20 protein-coding genes and 1 tRNA gene are annotated in these 20,215 nt (G+C 69.0%); 3 read left to right on the top strand and 18 right to left on the bottom strand.

Features of this window, described 5'->3' with window-relative positions; genetic code table 11:
• Positions 1-343 precede the first annotated feature (343 nt).
• The 8 genes from ACOGI4_RS04930 to ACOGI4_RS04895 form a co-directional block, all read right to left on the bottom strand.
• Positions 344-757: a hypothetical protein gene (locus tag ACOGI4_RS04930; RefSeq protein ID WP_419842813.1), complete on the bottom strand. Its 414-nt coding sequence runs from the start codon at positions 755-757 to the stop codon at positions 344-346.
• Entirely contained in the window at positions 690-1,154 is a 465-nt protein-coding gene (locus tag ACOGI4_RS04925; protein ID WP_419842812.1) for a nucleotidyltransferase family protein, read from the bottom strand. Before ACOGI4_RS04925 ends, ACOGI4_RS04930 begins: the two co-directional genes overlap by 68 nt.
• Positions 1,155-1,191: 37 nt before the next feature.
• Complete coding sequence (mfd, locus tag ACOGI4_RS04920) at positions 1,192-4,812, bottom strand: transcription-repair coupling factor (RefSeq protein WP_419842811.1); 3,621 nt, start codon at positions 4,810-4,812, stop codon at positions 1,192-1,194.
• Complete coding sequence (pth, locus tag ACOGI4_RS04915; protein ID WP_419842810.1) at positions 4,796-5,428, bottom strand: aminoacyl-tRNA hydrolase; 633 nt, start codon at positions 5,426-5,428, stop codon at positions 4,796-4,798. The genes mfd and pth overlap by 17 nt, the downstream gene beginning before the upstream one ends.
• Positions 5,425-6,057, bottom strand: coding sequence for a 50S ribosomal protein L25 (locus tag ACOGI4_RS04910; RefSeq protein ID WP_419842809.1), 633 nt, complete (start codon positions 6,055-6,057; stop codon positions 5,425-5,427). The genes pth and ACOGI4_RS04910 overlap by 4 nt, the downstream gene beginning before the upstream one ends.
• Positions 6,058-6,151: 94 nt before the next feature.
• Positions 6,152-7,135: a ribose-phosphate diphosphokinase gene (locus ACOGI4_RS04905; RefSeq protein ID WP_419842808.1), complete on the bottom strand. Its 984-nt coding sequence runs from the start codon at positions 7,133-7,135 to the stop codon at positions 6,152-6,154.
• Positions 7,136-7,186: 51 nt separating this feature from the next.
• Entirely contained in the window at positions 7,187-7,999 is an 813-nt protein-coding gene (locus tag ACOGI4_RS04900) for an NTP transferase domain-containing protein (protein WP_419842807.1), read from the bottom strand.
• Between the two features lie 44 nt (positions 8,000-8,043).
• A tRNA-Gln gene (locus ACOGI4_RS04895) sits at positions 8,044-8,115 on the bottom strand.
• 131 nt (positions 8,116-8,246) lie between these two features.
• On the opposite strand from ACOGI4_RS04895, the gene ACOGI4_RS04890 reads away from it, so the two are divergent.
• The gene (locus ACOGI4_RS04890) at positions 8,247-8,342 is read left to right on the top strand and encodes a 30S ribosomal protein bS22 (protein ID WP_323671112.1); all 96 of its coding nucleotides are present in this window, start codon (positions 8,247-8,249) and stop codon (positions 8,340-8,342) included.
• A gap of 85 nt (positions 8,343-8,427) precedes the next feature.
• Here ACOGI4_RS04890 and ACOGI4_RS04885 read toward each other — a convergent pair whose 3' ends face one another.
• The 7 genes from ACOGI4_RS04885 to ychF all read right to left on the bottom strand — a co-directional run bounded on the left by ACOGI4_RS04885 (position 8,428) and on the right by ychF (position 14,987).
• The gene (locus ACOGI4_RS04885; protein WP_419842806.1) at positions 8,428-9,366 is read right to left on the bottom strand and encodes a 4-(cytidine 5'-diphospho)-2-C-methyl-D-erythritol kinase; all 939 of its coding nucleotides are present in this window, start codon (positions 9,364-9,366) and stop codon (positions 8,428-8,430) included.
• Positions 9,363-10,277, bottom strand: a complete 915-nt coding sequence (rsmA, locus tag ACOGI4_RS04880) for a 16S rRNA (adenine(1518)-N(6)/adenine(1519)-N(6))-dimethyltransferase RsmA (protein WP_419842805.1) — start codon at positions 10,275-10,277, stop codon at positions 9,363-9,365. Before rsmA ends, ACOGI4_RS04885 begins: the two co-directional genes overlap by 4 nt.
• A complete protein-coding gene (locus tag ACOGI4_RS04875) occupies positions 10,274-11,053 on the bottom strand; it encodes a TatD family hydrolase (RefSeq protein WP_419842804.1) in 780 nt (259 codons plus the stop codon). Before ACOGI4_RS04875 ends, rsmA begins: the two co-directional genes overlap by 4 nt.
• Positions 11,054-11,063: 10 nt before the next feature.
• On the bottom strand, positions 11,064-12,563 hold the full coding sequence (locus tag ACOGI4_RS04870; protein WP_419842803.1) for a class I tRNA ligase family protein: 1,500 nt from the start codon (positions 12,561-12,563) through the stop codon (positions 11,064-11,066).
• A gap of 61 nt (positions 12,564-12,624) precedes the next feature.
• Positions 12,625-13,497 (bottom strand): 16S rRNA (cytidine(1402)-2'-O)-methyltransferase, encoded by an 873-nt coding sequence (gene rsmI, locus ACOGI4_RS04865; RefSeq protein ID WP_419842802.1) that lies wholly within the window; start codon positions 13,495-13,497, stop codon positions 12,625-12,627.
• A 42-nt stretch (positions 13,498-13,539) separates the two neighbouring features.
• Complete coding sequence (locus tag ACOGI4_RS04860) at positions 13,540-13,875, bottom strand: DUF192 domain-containing protein (RefSeq protein WP_419842801.1); 336 nt, start codon at positions 13,873-13,875, stop codon at positions 13,540-13,542.
• Between the two features lie 2 nt (positions 13,876-13,877).
• Positions 13,878-14,987 (bottom strand): redox-regulated ATPase YchF, encoded by a 1,110-nt coding sequence (gene ychF / locus ACOGI4_RS04855; RefSeq protein ID WP_419842800.1) that lies wholly within the window; start codon positions 14,985-14,987, stop codon positions 13,878-13,880.
• A gap of 113 nt (positions 14,988-15,100) precedes the next feature.
• On the opposite strand from ychF, the gene ACOGI4_RS04850 reads away from it, so the two are divergent.
• Positions 15,101-16,240: a CaiB/BaiF CoA transferase family protein gene (locus ACOGI4_RS04850; protein ID WP_419842799.1), complete on the top strand. Its 1,140-nt coding sequence runs from the start codon at positions 15,101-15,103 to the stop codon at positions 16,238-16,240.
• Between the two features lie 128 nt (positions 16,241-16,368).
• Positions 16,369-16,455 carry a 50S ribosomal protein bL37 gene (locus tag ACOGI4_RS04845; RefSeq protein WP_416246623.1) on the top strand — a complete coding sequence of 29 codons (87 nt, stop codon included), beginning with the start codon at positions 16,369-16,371 and terminating at the stop codon, positions 16,453-16,455.
• Positions 16,456-16,521: 66 nt separating this feature from the next.
• On the opposite strand, the gene ACOGI4_RS04840 is transcribed toward ACOGI4_RS04845, so the two are convergent.
• Genes ACOGI4_RS04840 through ACOGI4_RS04830 form a run of 3 tightly spaced genes read right to left on the bottom strand, consistent with a single transcriptional unit; the run spans position 16,522 to position 20,144 of the window.
• On the bottom strand, positions 16,522-17,385 hold the full coding sequence (locus ACOGI4_RS04840; RefSeq protein ID WP_419842798.1) for a DUF459 domain-containing protein: 864 nt from the start codon (positions 17,383-17,385) through the stop codon (positions 16,522-16,524).
• Positions 17,386-17,423: 38 nt separating this feature from the next.
• A complete protein-coding gene (locus tag ACOGI4_RS04835; RefSeq protein WP_419842797.1) occupies positions 17,424-18,689 on the bottom strand; it encodes a DUF459 domain-containing protein in 1,266 nt (421 codons plus the stop codon).
• Between the two features lie 3 nt (positions 18,690-18,692).
• The gene (locus ACOGI4_RS04830; protein WP_419842796.1) at positions 18,693-20,144 is read right to left on the bottom strand and encodes an MBOAT family O-acyltransferase; all 1,452 of its coding nucleotides are present in this window, start codon (positions 20,142-20,144) and stop codon (positions 18,693-18,695) included.
• Positions 20,145-20,215 lie beyond the last annotated feature (71 nt).

Genomic DNA, 20,215 nt, shown 5'->3' with positions numbered 1-20,215 from the left:
GGGGCCGATGATGACTGTGCGGTTGTCTGATTCGGATGCGCGGTCTGTGAAGCTGACATGTGCTGCGACCCCCCCCCCCCGTCGGCGGCGGTGTCTGAGGTGTCTGAGCAGGCTTGGAGCCGCGTTGGGGGCAGCGGCGCTGGCGGCTGCGGTCTCGCCAGGGTTCGTGCCGGGTCCCGCAGCAGCGCAGTCCGGTGACGCGTACACCGCCGGCGCGCAGGCGTGGGCGGCCTCAAGCGCACACTGATTGCATCGACCCGCCGTTCACGTTTTCGGCGAAGACAGTCTGAAGTTCGGTGCGGACACTACGGCTACCGTAGGCGTGTGGCGAGCGACTGGCAGATCAGCCGGTTGAGGCCGCTGTGCCGTCCCAGAGGTCTCGCAGGCTTCTGTTCTCTTGAACGCGCTGAACTCTGCGAGCTAGGCGGGCCACAACACGGTCCGGGTCTCCGTACTCGGGGTAGGTGCGCTCAAACTCCCTGATGACCAGGGCAGCGAAATCCACGGCGGCATCAACATAACGCTCTGCGAGTTCGCAAAGCTCAGTGTTCGTGAGATTCAGCTCATCTAGGACGTCCTCATAGTGGGCGGCCTCGCGCCATCCTTTCACACCCCGCAGCAAGTCCCTAGGTATCGACTGCGCCAATTCCCAGCGTTCCGGGGTCATGGACGTTCGGAGTTCAGCCGGATCATGGGATTTGCGGGGCCGCACGCCGCCCATCAGCACCAGCGCCTTGAGCCCCAACTCGATGCTCATGGCCGCGTGGCCGCACAGCGCCTGATGCCGCCCGCGCCTTGTCCCAGTCCACGTCTCCCGCCGGCAGATCGACCAGAGCAACCACATCCGAAGAAACGTGACGCTCAAAAGAGTTCGAGACCCGCTCACAGCGAAGCCGCCACTCCGCGCGATCCGTGACCCGCAAGTCCACAGCACAGCCCGCCACCGCCTCCGCGACGTCCAGCAGCTCCAGCCGCAAGTCCCGCCGCGTCCGGTAATCGCCCAGATCGTCGAAGACCGCCACCAAGTCGATGTCACTGCCCTCGCACGCCTCGCCGCGAGCAAGCGAACCGAACAACAGCACCTGCCCAACCCCATGCCCCTCGGCAAGTCGCTCAGCAGCACGGCGAGCGTCAGCAAGCGTCGGAACAGTCACACCGTCACCCTAGAACCAACACCGCTGCCTGGCCCAATCACACCTCGGAGCTGGCTATGTCGGTCGTGGTGGGGTTGTCGGCGGCCGGCGGGCGCAGCTGCTGGCAGAAGGCGAACAGGTGCCCGACTGTTTCGGGCCTCAGCACTCGCACCGACAGCTGCACCTCTTCGGCGTCCGGCTTGTAGCGCGCCGCAGTGAACGGCGTGCCGGCGCAGATTCGGCGCATGCGAAGCTCCTCGCTCGCGGTCAGCAACAGCGGGCCCAAGCGCACCCGGCCGCCGTCGCGGCCTGAGGCGAAGCCCACACTGCGCATCCCGAGCCTGTGGCACTCGACGCGCAGCAGCGCGATGTGCAGCAGCGTCCGGGCTGCGTCCGGAATCGGGCCGTACCGGTCGGCCCACTCGGCCTCGATGTCGGCCACCTCGACCAGCGTGGTCACCGCGCCCAGCCGGCGATATGCCTCAAGTCGCCCCGCAGCATCGGCCACATAGTCGTCTGGCAAGTGCGCGACGAGCGGCAGATCGACCACGATCTCCGGCGGCTGCTCGGGCGTCTCGCCGCTGAGAGCAGCCACGGCCTCGCTCACCAGCTCGCAGTACAAGTCGTAGCCGACGGCCGCGATGTGGCCGGACTGCACGCCGCTCAGCAGGTTGCCGGCACCGCGCAGCTGCAGGTCGCGCATCGCGATCCGATACCCCGAGCCCAGCTCGGTGGACTCGCCGATGGTGCGCAGACGCTCGTAGGCCTCCTCGGACAGCGAACGCGTCTCGGGGTGGAACAAGTACGCATACGCACGCTGCCCAGACCGCCCCACACGCCCGCGGATCTGGTGCAGCTGCCCGAGCCCGAGCAGATCGGCGCGGTCCACGACCAGCGTGTTGACGCTGGGCATGTCGATGCCCGACTCGATGATGGTGGTACACACCAACACGTCGTAGGCACCGTCCCAGAAGTCGATCACCACCTGCTCGAGGGTGCCCTCGTCCATCTGACCGTGCGCCACCGCAATGCGCGCCTCGGGCACCAGTGCTGCCAGCTCGCCCGCCACGACGTCGATGTCGGCCACGCGGTTGTGGACGAAGAACACCTGGCCTTCGCGCAACAGTTCCCGCCGGATGGCCTCGCTGACAGCGCGCTCGTCATAGGGTCCGACATGGGTGAGGATGGGCTGGCGCTCGGCTGGAGGCGTCTGCAGCAGCGACAGGTTCCGGATGCCGGTGAGGGCCATCTCCAGCGTGCGAGGAATCGGCGTCGCCGTCAGCGTCAGCACGTCCACCTCGGCGCGCAGGTGCTTGATCGCCTCCTTGTGGCTCACGCCGAAGCGCTGCTCCTCGTCGATCACGAGCAGTCCCAGGCTCTTGAACTCCACATCGCCCGAAAGCAGCCGGTGCGTGCCGATGACCACGTCGACCGTGCCGTCGGCGATGCCGGCCAGCACTGCTCGCTGCTCGCCAGGTGTGAGGAACCGGCTGAGCATCTCGACGCGCACCGGATGGTCCGCGTAGCGCTCGGCGAACGTCTGGTGATGCTGGCGAGCCAGCAGCGTGGTCGGCACCAGCACCGCAGCCTGCTTGCCGGCGCTCACCGCGCAGAACGCAGCCCGCACCGCCACCTCGGTCTTGCCGAAGCCGACATCGCCGCACACCAGCCGATCCATCGGCACCGAGTCGGCCATGTCGGCCAGCACCTCGTCGATGGTGCGGCGCTGGTCGGGAGTCGGGACGTAGTCGAAGCTCTCGGCCAGCTCAGCCATGCCCATGCCGTCGGGGTCGAACGCGTTGCCCGTCGTGGTGATGCGCCGCTGGTACAGCACCACCAGCTCCTGGGCGATCTCTGCGACCGCTGCGCGCACCTTGGCCTTCTGACGCTGGAAGTCGCTGCCGCCCATGCGGCTGAGTCGGGGCGTCTCACCGCCGATGTAGGGACGGATGAGCTCGATCTGCTCAGTGGGCAAATAGAGCCGGTCCGTCCCGCGGAACTCCAGCTCGAGGTAGTCGCGCTCGTCGCCGCCGAACGCCCGCCGGGTCAAGCCCGCGAAGCGAGCGATGCCGTGGTGGTGATGGACCACGAAGTCCCCGACGCTCAGATCCTCGAACGACGGTGCCACCCCGGCCCTGCGGCGGGCGGCTCGATGCGTCCGACGACGACCGGTGAGCTCCGCCTCAGGCAACACTGCGACGCCCGCGGCCGGGGCGATGAAGCCGCCGTCGAGCGGCGCCACGACGACGTGGCCGCCCGGTGTCGGGTCCCAGGCCGTGCCTGCTCGATGCAGCCGCAGTGGAACCTCCTCCGCGCCCAGCGTCTCGCGGAGCCGGGCAGCCGAACCGTCCCCTTCTGCTGCCACCACCACGATGGGCCGCTCCGCTGTGCCCTTCGGTCCCGCCGATCCGACGATCAGACGTCGCAGGTGCCCGACCAGACGCCCGGGATCGCCCGCAGCGGACACCCATGACTCGGTCTCGATCTGAGGTCCAGGTGTGCCGTCTGCGGCCGGTGCCGAGGTGGAATCGACGGACCACACCGCCGCGGGGCAGCGCGACAGCAGTCGGTCGAATGACACATGCAGCCGCGGGAACGCAGCCTCGGCACCAGGTTCGCCGGCGCTGGCCGAGGATGCGCCGGCCGGGGCGCCTGCGCTGCGCACGCCCCACGTCTGGGCGAGCGAGCGGGTGAGGTCGTCGGTCTCCGCGGTGATGTCGGCGGCTCGGTCCGCCAGCCTCCCGGGTTCGCACAGCAGCACCAGTGCGTCTGGGCCGAGCAGGTCCGGCAGCACGATCTCCTCGCAGGCCAGCCACGGCAACCAGGACTCCATCCCGTCGAACAGCTCCCCCCGGCTGAGACGCTCCATGTGCTCGGCGCACCACGGCTCGCGCGTCGCCAGCGCCGCCGCCCGCTCGCGCATCGCAGCGTCGGGGCGCATCTCGCGAGCCGGGTAGAGCTGCGTCTGGTCGAGTTCGCCCACCGAACGCTGATCGGCCACCGAGAACTGGGTCAGCCGATCCACCGCATCGCCCCACAAGTCGATGCGCACCGGCGCGTCGGCCGTCGGGCAGAACGCGTCCACGATCCCGCCGCGCACTGCGAACTCGCCGCGGTGCTCCACCTGATGCTCCCGCCGGTAGCCCCACGCCACCAGTTGCGACGCCAGTTCGCTCAGATCGCAGCGCTCCCCTCGCGACACGCGGATCACCGAGGCCTCTTGGGCGCAGGCATCGGGGCTGATTCGCTGCATCAACGCCCTGATCGGCGCAACGATCACCTCAGGCAGGTCGGCGGCGAGTGCATCGTCGTCGGTCGGTGACTTCAGCGCCTCCAGCACTGCCAGCCGGCGCCCCATCGTCTCTGTCGCCGGACTGACACGCTCGAACGGCAGCGTCTCCCAGGCCGCGAACAACGCCACACGCTGCGCGCCCAGCCAGACGGCCACGTCCTGCGCGTAGCGCTCCGCCTCCTGAGCCGTCGCGGTAACCACCACCACCGGAGTTCTCGAACCCAGCGTCGCCAAGCCGGCGATGACGAACGGACGGGCGCTTTGCGCGACGGCGACGGTGCTGGATGCCCGGCCCAGCATCGACACGAAGCCGCGGTCCCTGCCGAGACGCTCGGCGAGGACCCGCAGCGGTGTCGCGCTGACGTCCGCCTCAGCGCCGACGGGCATTGGTGACGTTCATGGCCGCCTCGATGCCGTTGCTCACCAGCACCTCCAGCCCCGCCATTGCGGCCTGCATCGCCTGGTCGATCGATGGCGACTCGGTGCGCGACGGCTGTTGCAGCACCCACTTCTTGCCTGCTTCGGGCTGCGGCGGCTTGCCGATGCCGATGCGCACACGCAGGAAGTCACGGGTGCCGAGCTGTCCGGCAATCGATGCCAGTCCGTTGTGACCGGCAATCCCCCCGCCGGCCTTGATGCGCGCCTGACCGGGCGCCAAGTCCAGCTCGTCGTGGACGACCACCAGCCGAGACGGCTCTGCGATGCCATGGCGCTTGACCAGCACACCCACGGCACGCCCGCTCTCGTTCATGTACGTGGTCGGGCATGCGAGTGCAATGCGCCGCTCGCCGACTGCGGCTCGGGCGACACGGGCATGCTCACGGCGCTGCACGGACCATTCGCAATCCAGTGCTGCTGCCCAGCGTTCCACCGTTTGCGCGCCCACGTTGTGACGGGTGCCGCCATAGCGCTCAGCGGGATTGCCCAAGCCCACCACCAGCCAGTCAGCGCTGGTTCCTCGCCGAGCTGCGGCCCGGCGGAACACCGACACCGGGTCGGTCAATCCTCGTCGGCGGCACCGGCCTCGTCGGCGCTGACCGGCTGACCTGCGGCGTCGAGCTGTTCTGCTGCGACTGCGGCGCGTGTTCGCTGCGCGATGGCTACCAGCGTGTCGCCGTCGAGCAAGCTCTCCATGCCGTCGGGCAGCGCGAGATCGCTCACGCGGATCGGGTTCTCCAGCGAGAGCGACTCCACGTTCACGTCGAGTGCCGGTGGGATCACGCCGGCCGGCGACTCGACATGCAGCGACATCAGCTGCTGTTGCACCACGGCGCCTTCGCGGCCGGCCAGTGCAGCGTCGCCGACGAGTCGGATCGGCACGTCCACCTCGAGGGTCTCGTCGAGCGAGATGAGCAGGAAGTCCACGTGGGTGACTCGGTTGGCAATCGAGTCGCGCTGCATGTCCTTCACGATGGTGAGATGGTCGTGTCCGTCGAGCTCGAGCGTGATGATCGCGTTCGGCCCCGCTGCGTTCAACGCAGCTCTGAACCTCAAGCGGTCCAGCGTGATCGACACTGGATCACTGCGGTGGCCGTACATGACCGCTGGGATCTTGTCTTGGGCTCGCAGTCGTCGCGACGCACCCGTGCCGGTGGCATGACGGGTCTCGGCGATGAGCTTCAGCTGTTCCATGCTGACCCTTTCGAGCCGGCCTCGTGTCGACGAAGACAGGCGCTGGTCTGGCGGCGCCGACGCAGGGGGGTCGTCAGCGACGCCGAAGCCTACGTCAGAACAAGTTCTGCCCGTCGAAGATCTCCGACACCGACGCATCCTCGAACACCGATTCGAGCGCATCGGCGAACACACCTGCAACGCTCAGCACCACCAGCTTGTCGAACTGCTGGTGATGGGGGATGGGCACCGTGTTGGTGACGATGACCTGGCTCAGCGAGGAGTTCTTCAGGCGGTCCACAGCGGGTTCGGAGAACACGCCGTGCGTGCTCGCACACATCACGTCGGCAGCGCCGTTGGCCGCCAGTATCTCGGTGGCCGAGCAGATGGTCCCGGCAGTGTCGATCATGTCGTCGATGATCACGCATGTGCGGCCCGCGACATCGCCCATGATGCCGAGCGCCTCCGATTCGTTGGTGCTGGCGGTCGCGCGGCGCTTGTAGATCGACGCGACGTCGCAGCCCAGCCGCGTCGCGTAGCGCTCAGCCACCTTCACCCGACCGGTGTCGGGCGACACGATCACCGAGTCCTGGCCGATGACGCCGGACAAGTAGTCGATGAGCACCGGTGCGGCGGTCAGATGATCCACCGGACCGTTGAAGAACCCTTGGATCTGACCGCTGTGGAGGTCGAGCGACACGAGGCGCTCGGCCCCCGCCACCTTCAGCAGATCCGCCAGCAAGCGAGCCGTGATCGGCTCCCGACCCGCCGCTTTGCGATCCTGGCGGGCGTACCCGTACAGCGGTGCCACTGCGGTGATGCGCTTGGCCGAAGCGCGGCGGGCGGCGTCCACCATGATGAGCTGCTCCATGATCGCATCGTTGGTGCTCATGGTCTCGCACGCGGCATGGCTCTGGATGATGAACACGTCACCGCCGCGGATCGACTCGGCGAACTTGCACTTGATCTCGCCGTTGGCGAAGTCGATGAGGCCAGGGTCGCCGAGCTCCACGCCCAGCTGCTCGGCAATCTCGGTGGCCAGCTCAAGGTTGGCGCGGCCGCTGAACAGGTGCATGCGCTTCTTGGTGACCAGCTCCATGGCGTGCTCCCTTCGCCGCAGTGGCCTTGTCGCCGCGCCCCGCAGCCGCGCTCACACGAGGCGCAGTTCGCTCGGCGACTGCCTGTGGCGGCAGGTTAGGACTGTGCGTGCGGCCAGTGCTGCCTCACATGCTGCAAGCTGGTCGGCGTCGTTCGCTCCCAGGGCCTCGGCCGGGTCGGCTGCAGCCACCGCCGCAATCTTCTCGCCGCGGTGCGCCAACATGCCGATCGCCTCGGTGAGGTAGTGCTCCGCTTGCGCATTCGCCGGGCTGAGCGCCCGCAGCGCTCGACGCAGCGGCTCAAGACCGAAGCAGTACACGCCGGCGTTCACTTCCCGGATGCGCCGCTGGCTCGGCGAAGCGTCGCGTTGCTCGACGATCCTGATCGGCCCGTCGGTACGCACGATGCGGCCGTAGCCGGCCGGGTCGGCCAGCTGTGCGGTGAGCACGCTGGCTGCCGCGTCGCAGCGGCGGCGTTGCGTGACGACCTGACGGAGCGTCTCGGGTCGCAGCAGCGGCGCATCGCCGGGCAACACCAGCACGTCGTCGATCTGCGAATGCTGCCGCTGCTGCGTCAGCGCCGCCAGTCCGACCCGTGCGGCGTCGCCGGTGCCGCGTTGCGCGTGCTGCGTGGCGAACACCAGCCGCTCGGGCCGGGGCGCGCCGGCTCGCACCGCGTCGCTGACCTGCGCGGCACCGTGCCCGACCACAATCACGACCGGATCGGCCTCCACACCGGCCAGTGCGTCGAGCACCCGCAGGACCATGGCGCGGCCGGCAACCGGGTGAAGCGGCTTGGGCAGGTCGCCGCCCATGCGTGTGCCAGCGCCGGCCGCCAGCACGACCGCGGCACAGTCGGCGGTCATCGAGCGTGCAGGGCCGGTGGCGGCTCGGCGCACCCAGGCATGCGTTCGGGGAGGAGGGTTCGAACCTCCATTGTCGGGACCAAAACCCGATGTCCTGCCAATTGAACGATCCCCGATCGCGCGCGGTGCCCAGATGGCCTGCTGTGCGGTCGAGGGTAGCGACCGACCTCAGCGCGAGCGTGTCGCGTGCTCGTGGCGCCGCTTGGTCGTGGCACTGGGCCCGCCACTCGCTAGCGTGCGGTGCTTCATGGGATCGCTGGTGAAGAAGCGCCGCAAGCGGATGCGCAAGAAGAAGCACCGCAAGATGCTGCGCCGCACCCGCTACCAGCGTCGCAACCGCTGACGCCTGCGCTGGTCTGGTTCCGCCGGCGCCAATCCCGCTGCGCTGTGCCAGTTCTGCATCAGGCGGGTCCTGCATCGGGCGAGTCCTACATCGGGCGGAGGGCCTGCGCCGCCACGACGCGGACGCCGTCGGGCGCGCGCACCCGCTCGCTGCCTCCGAACGGCGCTGCGCCGGACGGTGCGGTGACGAACCAAGTGCTGCCGCTGCCTGCTAGCTGCGCCGGCTGCCCCGTTGCGCGAGCCAGCTCGTCCCGCCACTGAGCAAGCTCCGGGTAGAGCGAAGTCGCCGCTGACTCGAGGTCGTTGTTGGCGCCTGCGGGTCCGCCGAGCGCGTCCCAGCGGCTGTAGACCGCCGCAGTGTCGCAGGCAATCGGCGGCATCCACAGCACGAAACGCTGCGCCCGGAACGGGAGCGGGTCGACGACCTCGCCGATGCCGCTGACGCGGGCGCGCCCGCCGACGAGGCAGAACGCCACGTCCGCGCCGAGTGTCGCTGCCATCTGCGGCGTGACAAGCGTGCGCGGCTCTCGTTGGCCCCGCCGTCGGCGCGTCGTGCCAGCTGCCGCAGTGCTGGCCATCTCGCCCGCAGTGAGCCGATTCGCCCAGCGCAGCACCGCAGCGGCATCGGCCGACCCGCCGCCGAGACCGGCACCCGGAGGGATGCGCTTGCGCACCACCACATGGGCGGTCCGGCCGGCCAGCTCGAGCGCGCGCATCACCAGATTCGAGTGATCGCTGGGGATGTCCCATGAGGCGGCACCGGTGTCGGCACCGTCGACAGCCGTCGCTTCGGGAATCACTTCGACGGACGCGACCGCGCTGGGATGCACGACGAGTTCGTCGCACAGGTCGAGCGTCACCATCTCGGCGTCGACGAAGTGGTAGCCGTCTGATCGAACGCCGGTGATCCGCAGCGTCAGCGTGAGCTTCGCCGGCGCCAGCAGGCGCACTGCGCCCGCTGGTGCCGCTGCACTTGATGCCGGCCGACTCGATGCGCCCGCTGACACGCCCTCGCAGCGCGTCATGTCCGGTGCTGCGACCCAGACGCCGACACCGCTGCACCCAGCGAGACACTGGCCAGACGCACCCAGTCCGCGAGGCCGAGACGCTCGGGGCGTTCGGTCGGATCCACTCCCGCACTCACCAGCGCGGCGTCGGCGTTGTCGAACACGGTGCGCAAGGTGCGGCGCAGCATCTGGCGACGACGCGCGAACGCCACAGTCACCAGCCGGCCGACCTCGGCACGCAGCGCGCAGTCCATCGCCGGTGTGCGCCGCGTGATCCGCACCAGCGCTGATTCCACCTCGGGTCGAGGGAAGAAGACTGTGGACGGCACCGCTCCGGCCAGCTCGGCGTCGGCGTGTGCGGCCACCCGCACCGAGACGGCGCCGAATGCGCCGCTGCCGGGCGCTGCCGCCAGTCGCTCGGCCGCCTCCCGCTGGCACATCACCAGCAGGGCCGCAACTGCCGGCACCTCGTCGAGCACGGCGAGCACCAGCGACGTGGCGATGTTGTAGGGCAGATTGGCGACGAGGTGCCAGCCCGTGCCCGGCAGCAGGGCGTTCCAGTCCAGATGCCGAGCGTCGGCATGGACGATGCGCACGCGACCGTTCGTGTCGTTGCCCCGCTCGCTGCGCGTCCCACTCTCAGGCGGCGCGCAAGCGTCCACCGTCTCGCGCAGCAGCGGCACCAGGCGGCCGTCGGTCTCCACAGCGACGACCTGCGCGCCGCTGCAGGCCAGCGCGATGGTCAACGAACCCAGGCCGGCGCCGATCTCCACCACTCGGTCGCCCGGACCGATGCCCGAGAGTCGCGCGATGCGACGCACGGTGTTGGGATCCACCACGAAGTGCTGGCCCAAGCTGCGACGCGGCGCTGTGCCTGCTCGATCCAACAGCTCCTTGACCGCAGGCAGGGTCAGCAGCCCGCCGGTCATGGCCCGCCAGGCTCACCCAGCCCGAAGACCCGCACAGCGTTGGCCGTGGTCTCGGCAGCGACTTGGGCTGCGGGGACTCCACGCGCCGCCGCTACTGCCTCGCCCACGTAACGCACCCAGCTCGGCCGGTTCTGCTTGCCCCGCATCGGCACCGGCGCCAAGTACGGCGCATCGGTTTCGACGAGGTAGCTGTCGGCGGGAACGAACGCTGCGGCTTCACGGACCTCGGCCGCGTTGCGGAACGACACGATGCCGCTGAACGACAGCAAGGCACCCCGTTCGAGTGCGGCGCGCGCCTCGCCGGTTCCGCCGGTGAAGCAGTGAAACACCGTGCGCTCGGGCACACCCTCGGCGTCGAGCACGTCGAACGTGTCCTCCCAAGCGTCCCGACTGTGGATCACCAACGCCAGCTCGTGACGGTGGGCCATCGCGATCTGGGCAGCGAACGCCTCGCGCTGGCTCGTCCGGTCAGCGTGCTCGTAGAAGTAGTCCAGCCCGCACTCGCCGATCGCCGCAGGCCGCTGGTCGGCCGCGATCAGCTGCTCCAGCGCTGGAAGCGCCTCCGGCCCGTCAGCTGCCTCATGGGGGTGCAGCCCGACAGTGGCGACCACGCCGTGCAGCGTTCGAGCCCGTTCCAGCGCAGCCATGCTGCGTTCGAGGTCGGTGCCGATGTCCACCATCCACGCCACGCCGTCTCGGCTTGCCTCGGCCACAAGCTCATCGCCGCGGTCCCACAGATGACAGTGGCTGTCTACCCAGACCTCCGGCGCACTCACGGCAGCAAGCTCATCGTACGCGGGGGTACAGCGGCTCGCCGGTCGTCACCGGCAGACCGCCCGGATAGCCCCCCCAAGCCGCCGCAGCGGGCAGGCGCTGATCGGCCGGCGAGCCCTCCAGGCCGATGCGCCGCCATACCTCCTCGCAGCCCCGAGGCGTCGCCACTGATGCCAGCACCGCCACGATGCGCAGCGCCTCCAGCGCGTCGCCCAGCACTGCATCCACCTGCGGACCCGGCTCGGCCTTCCACGGCTCGGCGGCTTCGAGCATGGCATTGGTCTCGCGGATGATGCGCCACGTGGCGTCGAGCGCCTCCGACGGCGCCAGCCGCTCCCAGGCGTCGGCGGTCTCGGCGAAGCACGCGGCCACCGCTTCGGCCAGTGGGCTGTCAGAGCACGGTGCCGGCCCGATGCCGTCGCACTTGCGGCCCACCACGGTAGCCACCCTGCTCATCAGGTTGCCCAGGTTGTTCGCCAAGTCGGCGTTGTAGCGGGCGACCATGCCCTCATAGGAGAAGTCCCCGTCCGGGCCGAAGGGCTGGTCGTGCAGGAAATGGTGCCGCACCCCGTCGCTGCCGAACTCGTCCACGAGGTCGCCCGGAGCGATCTGGTTGAGCGACGACTTCGCCATCTTCTCCCCGCCGACGAGCAGGAAGCCGTGTACGTGTACTCGGCGGGGCGGCAACACGCCGCCGCTCATCAGCATCGCCGGCCAGTACACGCAGTGGAACCGCAGGATGTCCTTGCCGATCAGATGCACGCCCGGCCAGCGGTGGGCGAAGCGCGCGTCGTCGCTGGCGTACCCGGCGGCGGTGATGTAGTTGGTGAGCGCATCGAACCAGACGTAGGTGACGTGGCGCGGATCCCAGGGGATCGGGATGCCCCAGTCCAGCGACGTCCGGCTGATGGAGAAGTCCTGCAGACCGCTGCGGATGAACCCCAGCGCCTCATTGCGCTTGGTGGCGGGGACGACGAAGTCGGGGTGGGCTTCGTACCAGTCCAGCAGCGGCTGCTCGTAGCGGCTGAGCGAGAAGAAGTAGTTCTCCTCGGTGACGTGCTCCACGGGCCGCCGGTGGATGCGGCAGTTGCCTTCGTCGAGGTCGTCTTCGGTGAAGTACGCCTCGCAGCTCACGCAGTACAGGCCCTTGTAGGTCTGCAGGGTGATGTCGCCGTTGTCGTAGCAGGCCTGCAGCAGCTCGCTGACCGCATGGTGATGGCGCGCTTCGCTGGTGCGGATGAAGTCGTCATGGGAGATGTCGAGCTGCCGCCAAGCCTGCTCGAAGCGCACCACGGTCCGGTCGGCCCACTCGATGGGAGCGCAGCCGTGCTCCTCGGCGGCGCGCTGCACTTTCAGGCCGTGCTCGTCGGTGCCGGTCAGGAACATCACGTCGTCGCCGCACAGACGCTTCCAACGAGCGATCGCGTCTGCGGTGATCGTGGTGTAGGCGTGCCCGATGTGCGGCGCGTCGTTGACGTAGTAGATCGGCGTCGTGACGTAGAAGGAGGCCACACCCGCAGGCTATTGAGCGCCGGCGAAAGCCTCAGTGCAGCGTTCGGCTGCGGAGATGCGCTCAACTGCGGGTGCGGGAGGGCTTGAGTTTGGTGGCTTGCGGGTAGACGCGGTTGCGGCTGACGTCTAGGCGCTGGGCAACTGCAGCCGCAGCGTCGCGAGCGCTCGCGCCTGCGGCGAACTCTGCGTGCAGCTCGGCGTCGATCTGCGCGTCGGTCGGCGGGGCGGGCGGTGCCGGGCCCACGACCAGCACGATCTCGCCCCGCGTCGGCACTGCGTACCGTTCGGCCAGACTGCCGAGCGTGCCGCGTACGACTTCCTCGTGCAGCTTGGTGAGTTCGCGCACCACCACAGCCGGCCGGCCGTCACCGCAGGCATCGCACAACTCGGCCAAGGTCGCGCCGAGCCGATGCGGCGACTCCAGCAGCACCGTGGTGTGCGACGCAGCGGCAATGGCCGCCACTCGTGCGGTTCGAGCCTCGCCGCTGCGTGGCATGAAGCCCTCCATGAGCCAGCGATCGGTCGGAAGACCCGACACGGCCAGCGCCGCGACAGGTGCCGACGGACCAGGCACCACGCTGACACCGATGCCTGCTGCTGCTGCGGCAGCGACGAGTCGCCGCCCCGGATCAGACACGGCGGGCATGCCCGCGTCGGTGACGTAGGCAGCGGACTCCCCGGCCTGCAGACGATCCACGACAGCTTGGCAGGCGGCGGCCTCGTTGTGCCCATGCACAGCCAGCAGCTGCCCGGCGTCGATGCCTAGGCGTTGCAGCAGCAGGCCAGTGCGCCGGGTGTCCTCGCAGGCCACAAACGAGACCTCGGCCAGCACTCGCAGAGCACGGGGAGCGATGTCGGCCAGATTGCCGATAGGGGTAGCGATCAGCCACAGCCCCGGCTTGCGCGGTGCCGCTCCAGAGTCGGTCACGGCCACCGGCGGTCACAGAGTGCGGCGAGGGCCGCAGTCATGGACCATTCATGCGTCGAGCCGAACGTCCAGCACGTTGCCCACTGCCACTCCCCATCGCTCGAACGCGCCCGACCGCGCCTCGATGACCGAGCGGGCACTCCAGCGGGGCAGCCCGACTCGTCCGCGCGGCATCGTGACGATGTCGATGACGCAGCGGTGCGCATCCAGGTACGCCACATCGATCTCGAAGCGCATGCCGACGGTATGCACCCATCGGCACTGCTCGATCAGCAGCGCGCCCTCCACATCGCTGCGGCCCAGCAGGCCGCGACGACGTTCGGGTCGGGCACGAGCAATCTCCAGACTGGCTACCACTCGGTCGCCGCGTGCCAGCCAAGCCATGGCTACACGTTGAAGCGGAATTCCACGACGTCGCCGTCGCGCATCGGATAGTCCTTGCCCTCGACGCGCAGGCGCCCGGCCTCACGCGCTGCCGGCCACGAACCCAGCTCCACCAGCGCAGCCCAGTCGATGACCTCGGCCCTGATGAAGCCGCGCTCGAAATCGGTGTGGACGCGGCCCGCGCACTGTGGTGCCCGCCAGCCTGCACGGAAGGTCCAGGCACGCGACTCCTTCTCCCCAGTGGTGAGAAAGGTGCGCAGGCCCAGCAAGCCGTGCGCAGCGGTGACGAAGCGCTCCAGAGCGCCGGCGCCCAAGCCGAGCCCCTCCAAGAGCTCGGCGCGCTCCGCCGCGTCCAGCTGCGCTGCTTCGGCTTCTAGCTGAACGCACACCGGCAGCACCGTCGCACCGGGCAGCTCGGCGGCGATGGGAGCAGCCAGCTCCTCAGCCGCCTCCATCTGATCCTCGCCCAGATTCAGCACCGCCATGACCGGCTTGTCGGTCAGCAAGAAGTGGCCCCGCAGCGCAGTGCGGTGCGGATGTACCTCGGCGCCCTCGGGCGTGACGGCCCGCGGCCAAGCCCGAAACAGCGGCGTGCCGGCTTCGAGATGCGCCAACGCCTCCTCCAGCGCGGCTGTTTCGGCAGCCAGTTCCGCGTTGGACGGCTGGCTGCGCGACGCCTTGCGCCGGCGGGCGATGCGGGACTCCACCGAATCCAGGTCCGCCAACGTCAGCTCGGTCTCGACGATGCGCAGATGCTCGAGCGGGTCAGCGGGACCGGGCACGTCCGGATCCGCGAAGGCACGCAGGACGAACACGATCGCATCCACCTCACGAATCCCCGCCAGGAACCGGTTGCCGAGGCCCTCCCCTTTGCTGGCACCCTCGACCAGCCCGCCGATGTCGATGAACTCGGTGATCGTCGGCACCACCTTGCGGCTCTCGCTCATCGCTGCGAGCGCATCGAGCCGAGCGTCGGGCACCCGCGCCACGCCGACATTGGGATCCGTGGTCGCGAATGCGTAGGGAGCAGCCAGCGCTCCGCCGCCCGCGAGCGCGTTGAACAGCGACGACTTCCCCGCATTGGGCAACCCCACGAACCCAAAGCGCTCCATCGCGGGGCGAGGCTAATGAGCGGCGCCGCTGTGCCCCTGCTCACTGGGCCCGCTTGGGCGCTGCGGCGCTGCGCGTGCAAGACTGCCGGGGCACGACCGTCCAGGAGGAAGCTATGGGACCGCTGCAAGGAATCAAGGTGATCGAGCTGGCCGGCATCGGCCCAGGGCCCTTTTGCGCCATGCTGCTCGCCGACCTCGGCGCGGACGTTATCCGCATCGACCGGATCACGCCCGAAGACCTCGGCATCGACCGTGGCCGCCGGTTCAACGTGCTCAACCGTGGACGGCGCTCGGTGGCAGTGGACTTGAAGTCGCCGGACGGCGTCGAAGCCGTCCTGAAGCTGGTGGAACAGGCCGACGCGCTGATCGAAGGGTTCCGCCCGGGCGTGACCGAGCGGCTGGGCCTGGGACCCGAGGAGTGCTTCGCCCGCAACCCCCGGCTGGTCTACGGGCGCATGACCGGCTGGGGCCAGCACGGCCCCTTGGCCTACGCAGCCGGCCACGACATCAACTACATCGCGCTCACCGGTGCGCTGCATGCCATCGGGCCTGCGCAGGCCCCGAGCCCTCCCCTCAACCTGGTGGGCGACTTCGGCGGCGGCGGCGCGTACCTGGCCTTTGGCCTGTGCGCCGCGCTGCTCGAAGCGCGCGGCTCTGGGCAGGGGCAAGTGGTGGATGCCGCCATGACTGAGGGCGCCGCGTCGCTGATGGCTGCCATCTACGGCATCCACGGCTCGGGCGGCTGGGCAGACGAACGGGAGTCCAACTTCCTCGACGGCGGCGCCTACTACTACGGCGTGTACGAGACCGCCGACGGCAAGTTCGTCTCGGTCGGCGCCATCGAAGGCAAGTTCCATGAGGAGCTGCTGGAGCTCACCGGCTTGACCGACGCCCCCACCGTCGAGCGCAACGACCGAAGTGCCTGGTCTGACAAGCGGTCTCGCCTCGCTGAAGTCATCAAGACCAAGACCCGCGACGAGTGGGACGACATCATGGCCGGCTCCGATGTCTGCTATGCGCCGGTGCTGGACCTGTCCGAGGCGCCGCACCACCCGCACAACACCGCCCGCGAGAGCTTCGTGGAGGTGGACGGCGTGATGCAGCCGGCGCCGGCGCCTCGCTTCAGCCGCACGCCGGGCGCTGTCGCGCGACCGCCTGCATCACCGGGCGAGCACACCGATCAAGTGCTGGCCGACTGGGGTTTCGACACCGAAGACATCGACAAGCTCCGTGCGGTGGGCGCCGTGGGCTGAGTCGGCCCCCGAGTGCGGGCGTCAAGCGCTGCCCGGTCGCCGCTGCCGGGGCCTGTGCCGCAGCGGTCGGGGTCGCGCCACCATGTGGGTAGGGCGATGGGGCGGCACGGCGATAGCGTTGGGTGCCTATGTCGAAGCGGACCAACAAGCGCAAGCTCCGTGCGCGCCGCAGCAAGGCCAACCACGGCAAGCGCCCCAACTGCGGCCGCGGCTGACGCGCTGAGTTCCCTTGAGCTGGCCGTTGGGGGGCGGCCGTTCGGAGCGTGCCGCTCGGGGCAAGCTCAGCCGCTTCGGCGGTAGATCTCGGCCAGGATCGGCTCGGTCAGCAGGCGTCCTCCGTACAGCGTGTAGTGAACACCGTCGGATGTGCGGATCGCACGGTCGCCGTGTTCAGGCCCGAGGTGTTGTGCGTAGTTCCCGTCGACGGCCATCGTCGCGAACGTGTCCCAGAAGACCGTCCCGGCAATGTCGGCTGTCGCGGCGACAGCGAGAGGATTGACGATGCCCGGCAGGTCGGCGAGATAGTCAGTTCCGAGCGGCGGCAGGCCGACCCACACCACCAGCCGACCGGGTCTCGCTGCAGCAGCGACGATCTCTCGCACACGCCGTTGGTACCGATGCGACCATGCCTCGCTGCCCACCGGGTCGGGATGCTCTCGGAACCGCTGCTTGTCGTTCGCCCCCATCGCCAACACGATCACGTCGTACGGTCCTTCGGCCACCTCGTCGGCCATGTGACCGATCCAGTCGAAGTACCACTCCGTCACGACACCGCTGGAGACGACGATCTCCTCGGTGAATCGGAATCGCTCGTCGTCTCCGACGAGCTGCCGGAAGCCGTACACCGGACCGCCCGACATCGAATCGCCTCCGGCCCAGATCCTCAGCGGTCGCTGCGCTGTCGGCTCTGGCAGCAGTGATCGCCGGTCGGCTCGGGAGAACCAGTAGTAGACGGCATCGGTGCCCAGCTGAGAGGCGGCCAACGGGTCCGGCCAGCGCAGCACCGAATCTGCCCACGGGTCGTGCGCGGTGCTGTCCTGGCCGGCGGTCTCGGAGGCATCGCTGGGCTCGGCGTCGGTCTGCGCGCCGACAGTGCCACCAATGAGCATCGGTGCCAGTGCGCAGGCGAGTGCTGTCGAAATCAACCGGAGCGCACGGCGCAGGCCACGCACGACGCTCCGGATCACGAGGACGCGCCCGACTCCAGATCGACGAGGCGGCCGAGCTCGTCCAGCAGCACCTCCGACAGCCAATGCCCGCCGACCGTGCTGAGATGGACGCCGTCGGAGAGCCGCACGTCCGCGAGCTGCCCGTCCGCGTCGGCCACGTAGCGGCTGAACCCGCCGTCCGGCCCTCGAAACAGATCACGCGTGTCCACGTACAGCACACGGTCGCGCTTGGCGGCTTCGGATGCGAAGACCTCGTTGACCCGCTGCATGCGCGAGTCGTACTCGGCGTCTTCCATGATCGGCTGGCCCACCCAGATCAAGATGCGCTCCGGGTCGGTGGTCACCAAGTCCATCACGTGGCCCACCCGCGCCGAATACTCCTGCACCCACGCGTCGGAGAATCGGCGGGCGATCTGACCGTCCACCACGACGGCCTGGGCGTCGTTGCCGCCGAACATCAGCACCACCGCATCAGGATCTTCGACCGCCATGGCCTCAGTGATGCGGGTCGGCCAGTCGTAGAAGTCCGGCCGGCTCAGGCCGCTGGAGAGCTGATGCTCCGATGCGGCCTCGATGACGCCGGTGTCGTCGGCGAGACCCACCAGGACATGGCCGAAGAACTGCACCATGGAGTCCCCCATGATGAGCAGCGTGAGCGGATCGGCGGGCGTGGGGAACCACGGCACCGTCGTGGTGGGCGGTGCCGGTTCGTCAACAGCGTCGGAACTGACCGGCGCGTCCCCGCCCGAGCCCATCGTTGCGGACGGCTCGCTCCGTCCAGTCGATCCGGTCGCATCCGTTCCGGCACCCGGCGGGGCATCCGCAGACCCATCGGCGCCCGTTCCAGCGGCCCCGTCAGCGGCCGAGTCCGCTTCGGGCACGACTGTCCTGCCGGGACCTGCCGTGCCGTCCGCTCCCTGAGCACTGCGAGACGCGTCAATCACCGCAGTGCCGCCGGACGGGTCACCCGGGTCGGGCTTGTCGCGGCCCAGCGCTTCGTCGCCCCACAGCCGCGGCAAGTGGACGCCGACCGCGCTGGCGGCGCCCTCGACCGGCGACCAGACCGCCACCGAGACATCGCGTTCCCAGCCGAACGGCTTCTGCTGGGCCTCGCGCAGCAGCTGCTGCGAATTGAGCACGATCGCCACAGCCAGCCCGAGCAGTCCTGCCAGCAAGGCCTTGCCAGCAGGCATGCCGTTGCGGCGGTCGGCCGCGGCCAAAGCCGGCGGGGCGCTGCCCTCTGGGGCCGAAGGACCTGACACGACGCGCGACGCCGACATCGATCAGAACTGGAAGTAGATGAACGGGGCGACGCCAGTCGGCCCGAGCAGGTCGATCGCCACCAAGCAGACACCCACGACGGCGCCCTGCGCCGCCCAGCCGAGGCCGGCGAAGGCTTCCCGCAACTGGTCGAACCAGTCATCGGGCGCGAACTGGAAGGCCAGCGCGCCGAACGTCACCGCGATCACCAACGGCGATGCCACACCGGCGTAGCCGTCGAAGCTCACCATCGCGCCCAACATCTCAACCGCAGCAGACAGCGATGCAGAACGGAAGAACACCCACGCCAGGCACACCACGTGGAAGGTGACGAGCCAGCGCACCATGTCGCCGAGGTGCGCCGGCAACACCCGGCCGGCGCCGCTGCGCCGACGCTGCTCGCGCACGAGCCGCTCCACCGCCAGCACCACGCCGTGGATTCCGCCCCAGATCACGAAGTTCCAGGTGCTGCCGTGCCACAGCCCGCCAAGCAGCATCACGATCATCAGGTTGCGATAGGTCGCGACTCGGCCCGATCTGTTGCCCCCCAGCGGCACGTACAGGTAGTCGCGCAGCCAGCGTGACAGGGTCATGTGCCAACGCCGCCAGAAATCCTGCAGCGTGAGCGCCCGATAGGGATTGTTGAAGTTCTGCGGGAAGCGGAATCCGAGCAGCAGCGCGACGCCGATGGCGATGTCGGTGTAGCCGGAGAAGTCCGCATAGATCTGGACGGCATAGGCGTACACCCCCAGCACCACCTCAGGGCCGCTGTGAGCGCTGGGGTCGGCGAACACGCCGTCCACGATCTCGCCCGCCAAGAAGCTGGAGACCACGACCTTCTTGAACAGCCCGCTCAGGATCAGCCCGAACGCCTCCGCCGCGGGCACGTAGCGGGGGTCTGGCTGCGCTGCGAGCTGTGGCGCCATCTCCGACGCCCGCACGATCGGACCCGCCACGAGCTGCGGGAAGAACGACAGGTACACAGCGAAGTCCAGCGGCGCCATTTCGCGGACGTTGCCCCGGCCGATGTCGATGATGTAGCTCATCGCCTGGAACGTGTAGAAGGAGATGCCGACGGGGAGCGTGTACTCCAGCACCGGCAAGGCGTTCGAGATGCCGAAGCGCTCAAGCAGGTTGGACATCTCGACGGCGAAGAAGTCCCAGTACTTGAACACGCCCAGAATGCACAGATTGGCCGTCACGCCGACACTCACCCAGCGGCGCGCTGCAACCCAACGCCCAGCCGGTGCCGTCTCCGACACCCGCAGCGCGGCTGCGGCGAAGTGGCCGACGATCCAGTTGACGGCGACGGTGGTGAGCAGCAGGAAGACGAAACGCCAGCTCCACCAGCCGTAGAACACGATGCTGGCGGCCAGCATCAGCGGCTTCCACAGCGCCGGATGCGGCCGCGTGAGCCAGTTCACCACGAAGACGACGACGAAGAACGCTCCGAAGACGAACGTCGGGAACAACATGGCGCGCCGAACATACTTGCGCGCTACGCATTTCGACGGACACCGATGCACTCTTCCCGCGGCCGTGAGCA

This window comes from Candidatus Poriferisodalis sp., assembly GCF_965205175.1.
Classification (GTDB): Bacteria; Actinomycetota; Acidimicrobiia; order Acidimicrobiales; family Poriferisodalaceae; genus Poriferisodalis.
This window is presented reverse-complemented; position numbering and strand designations above follow the sequence as displayed.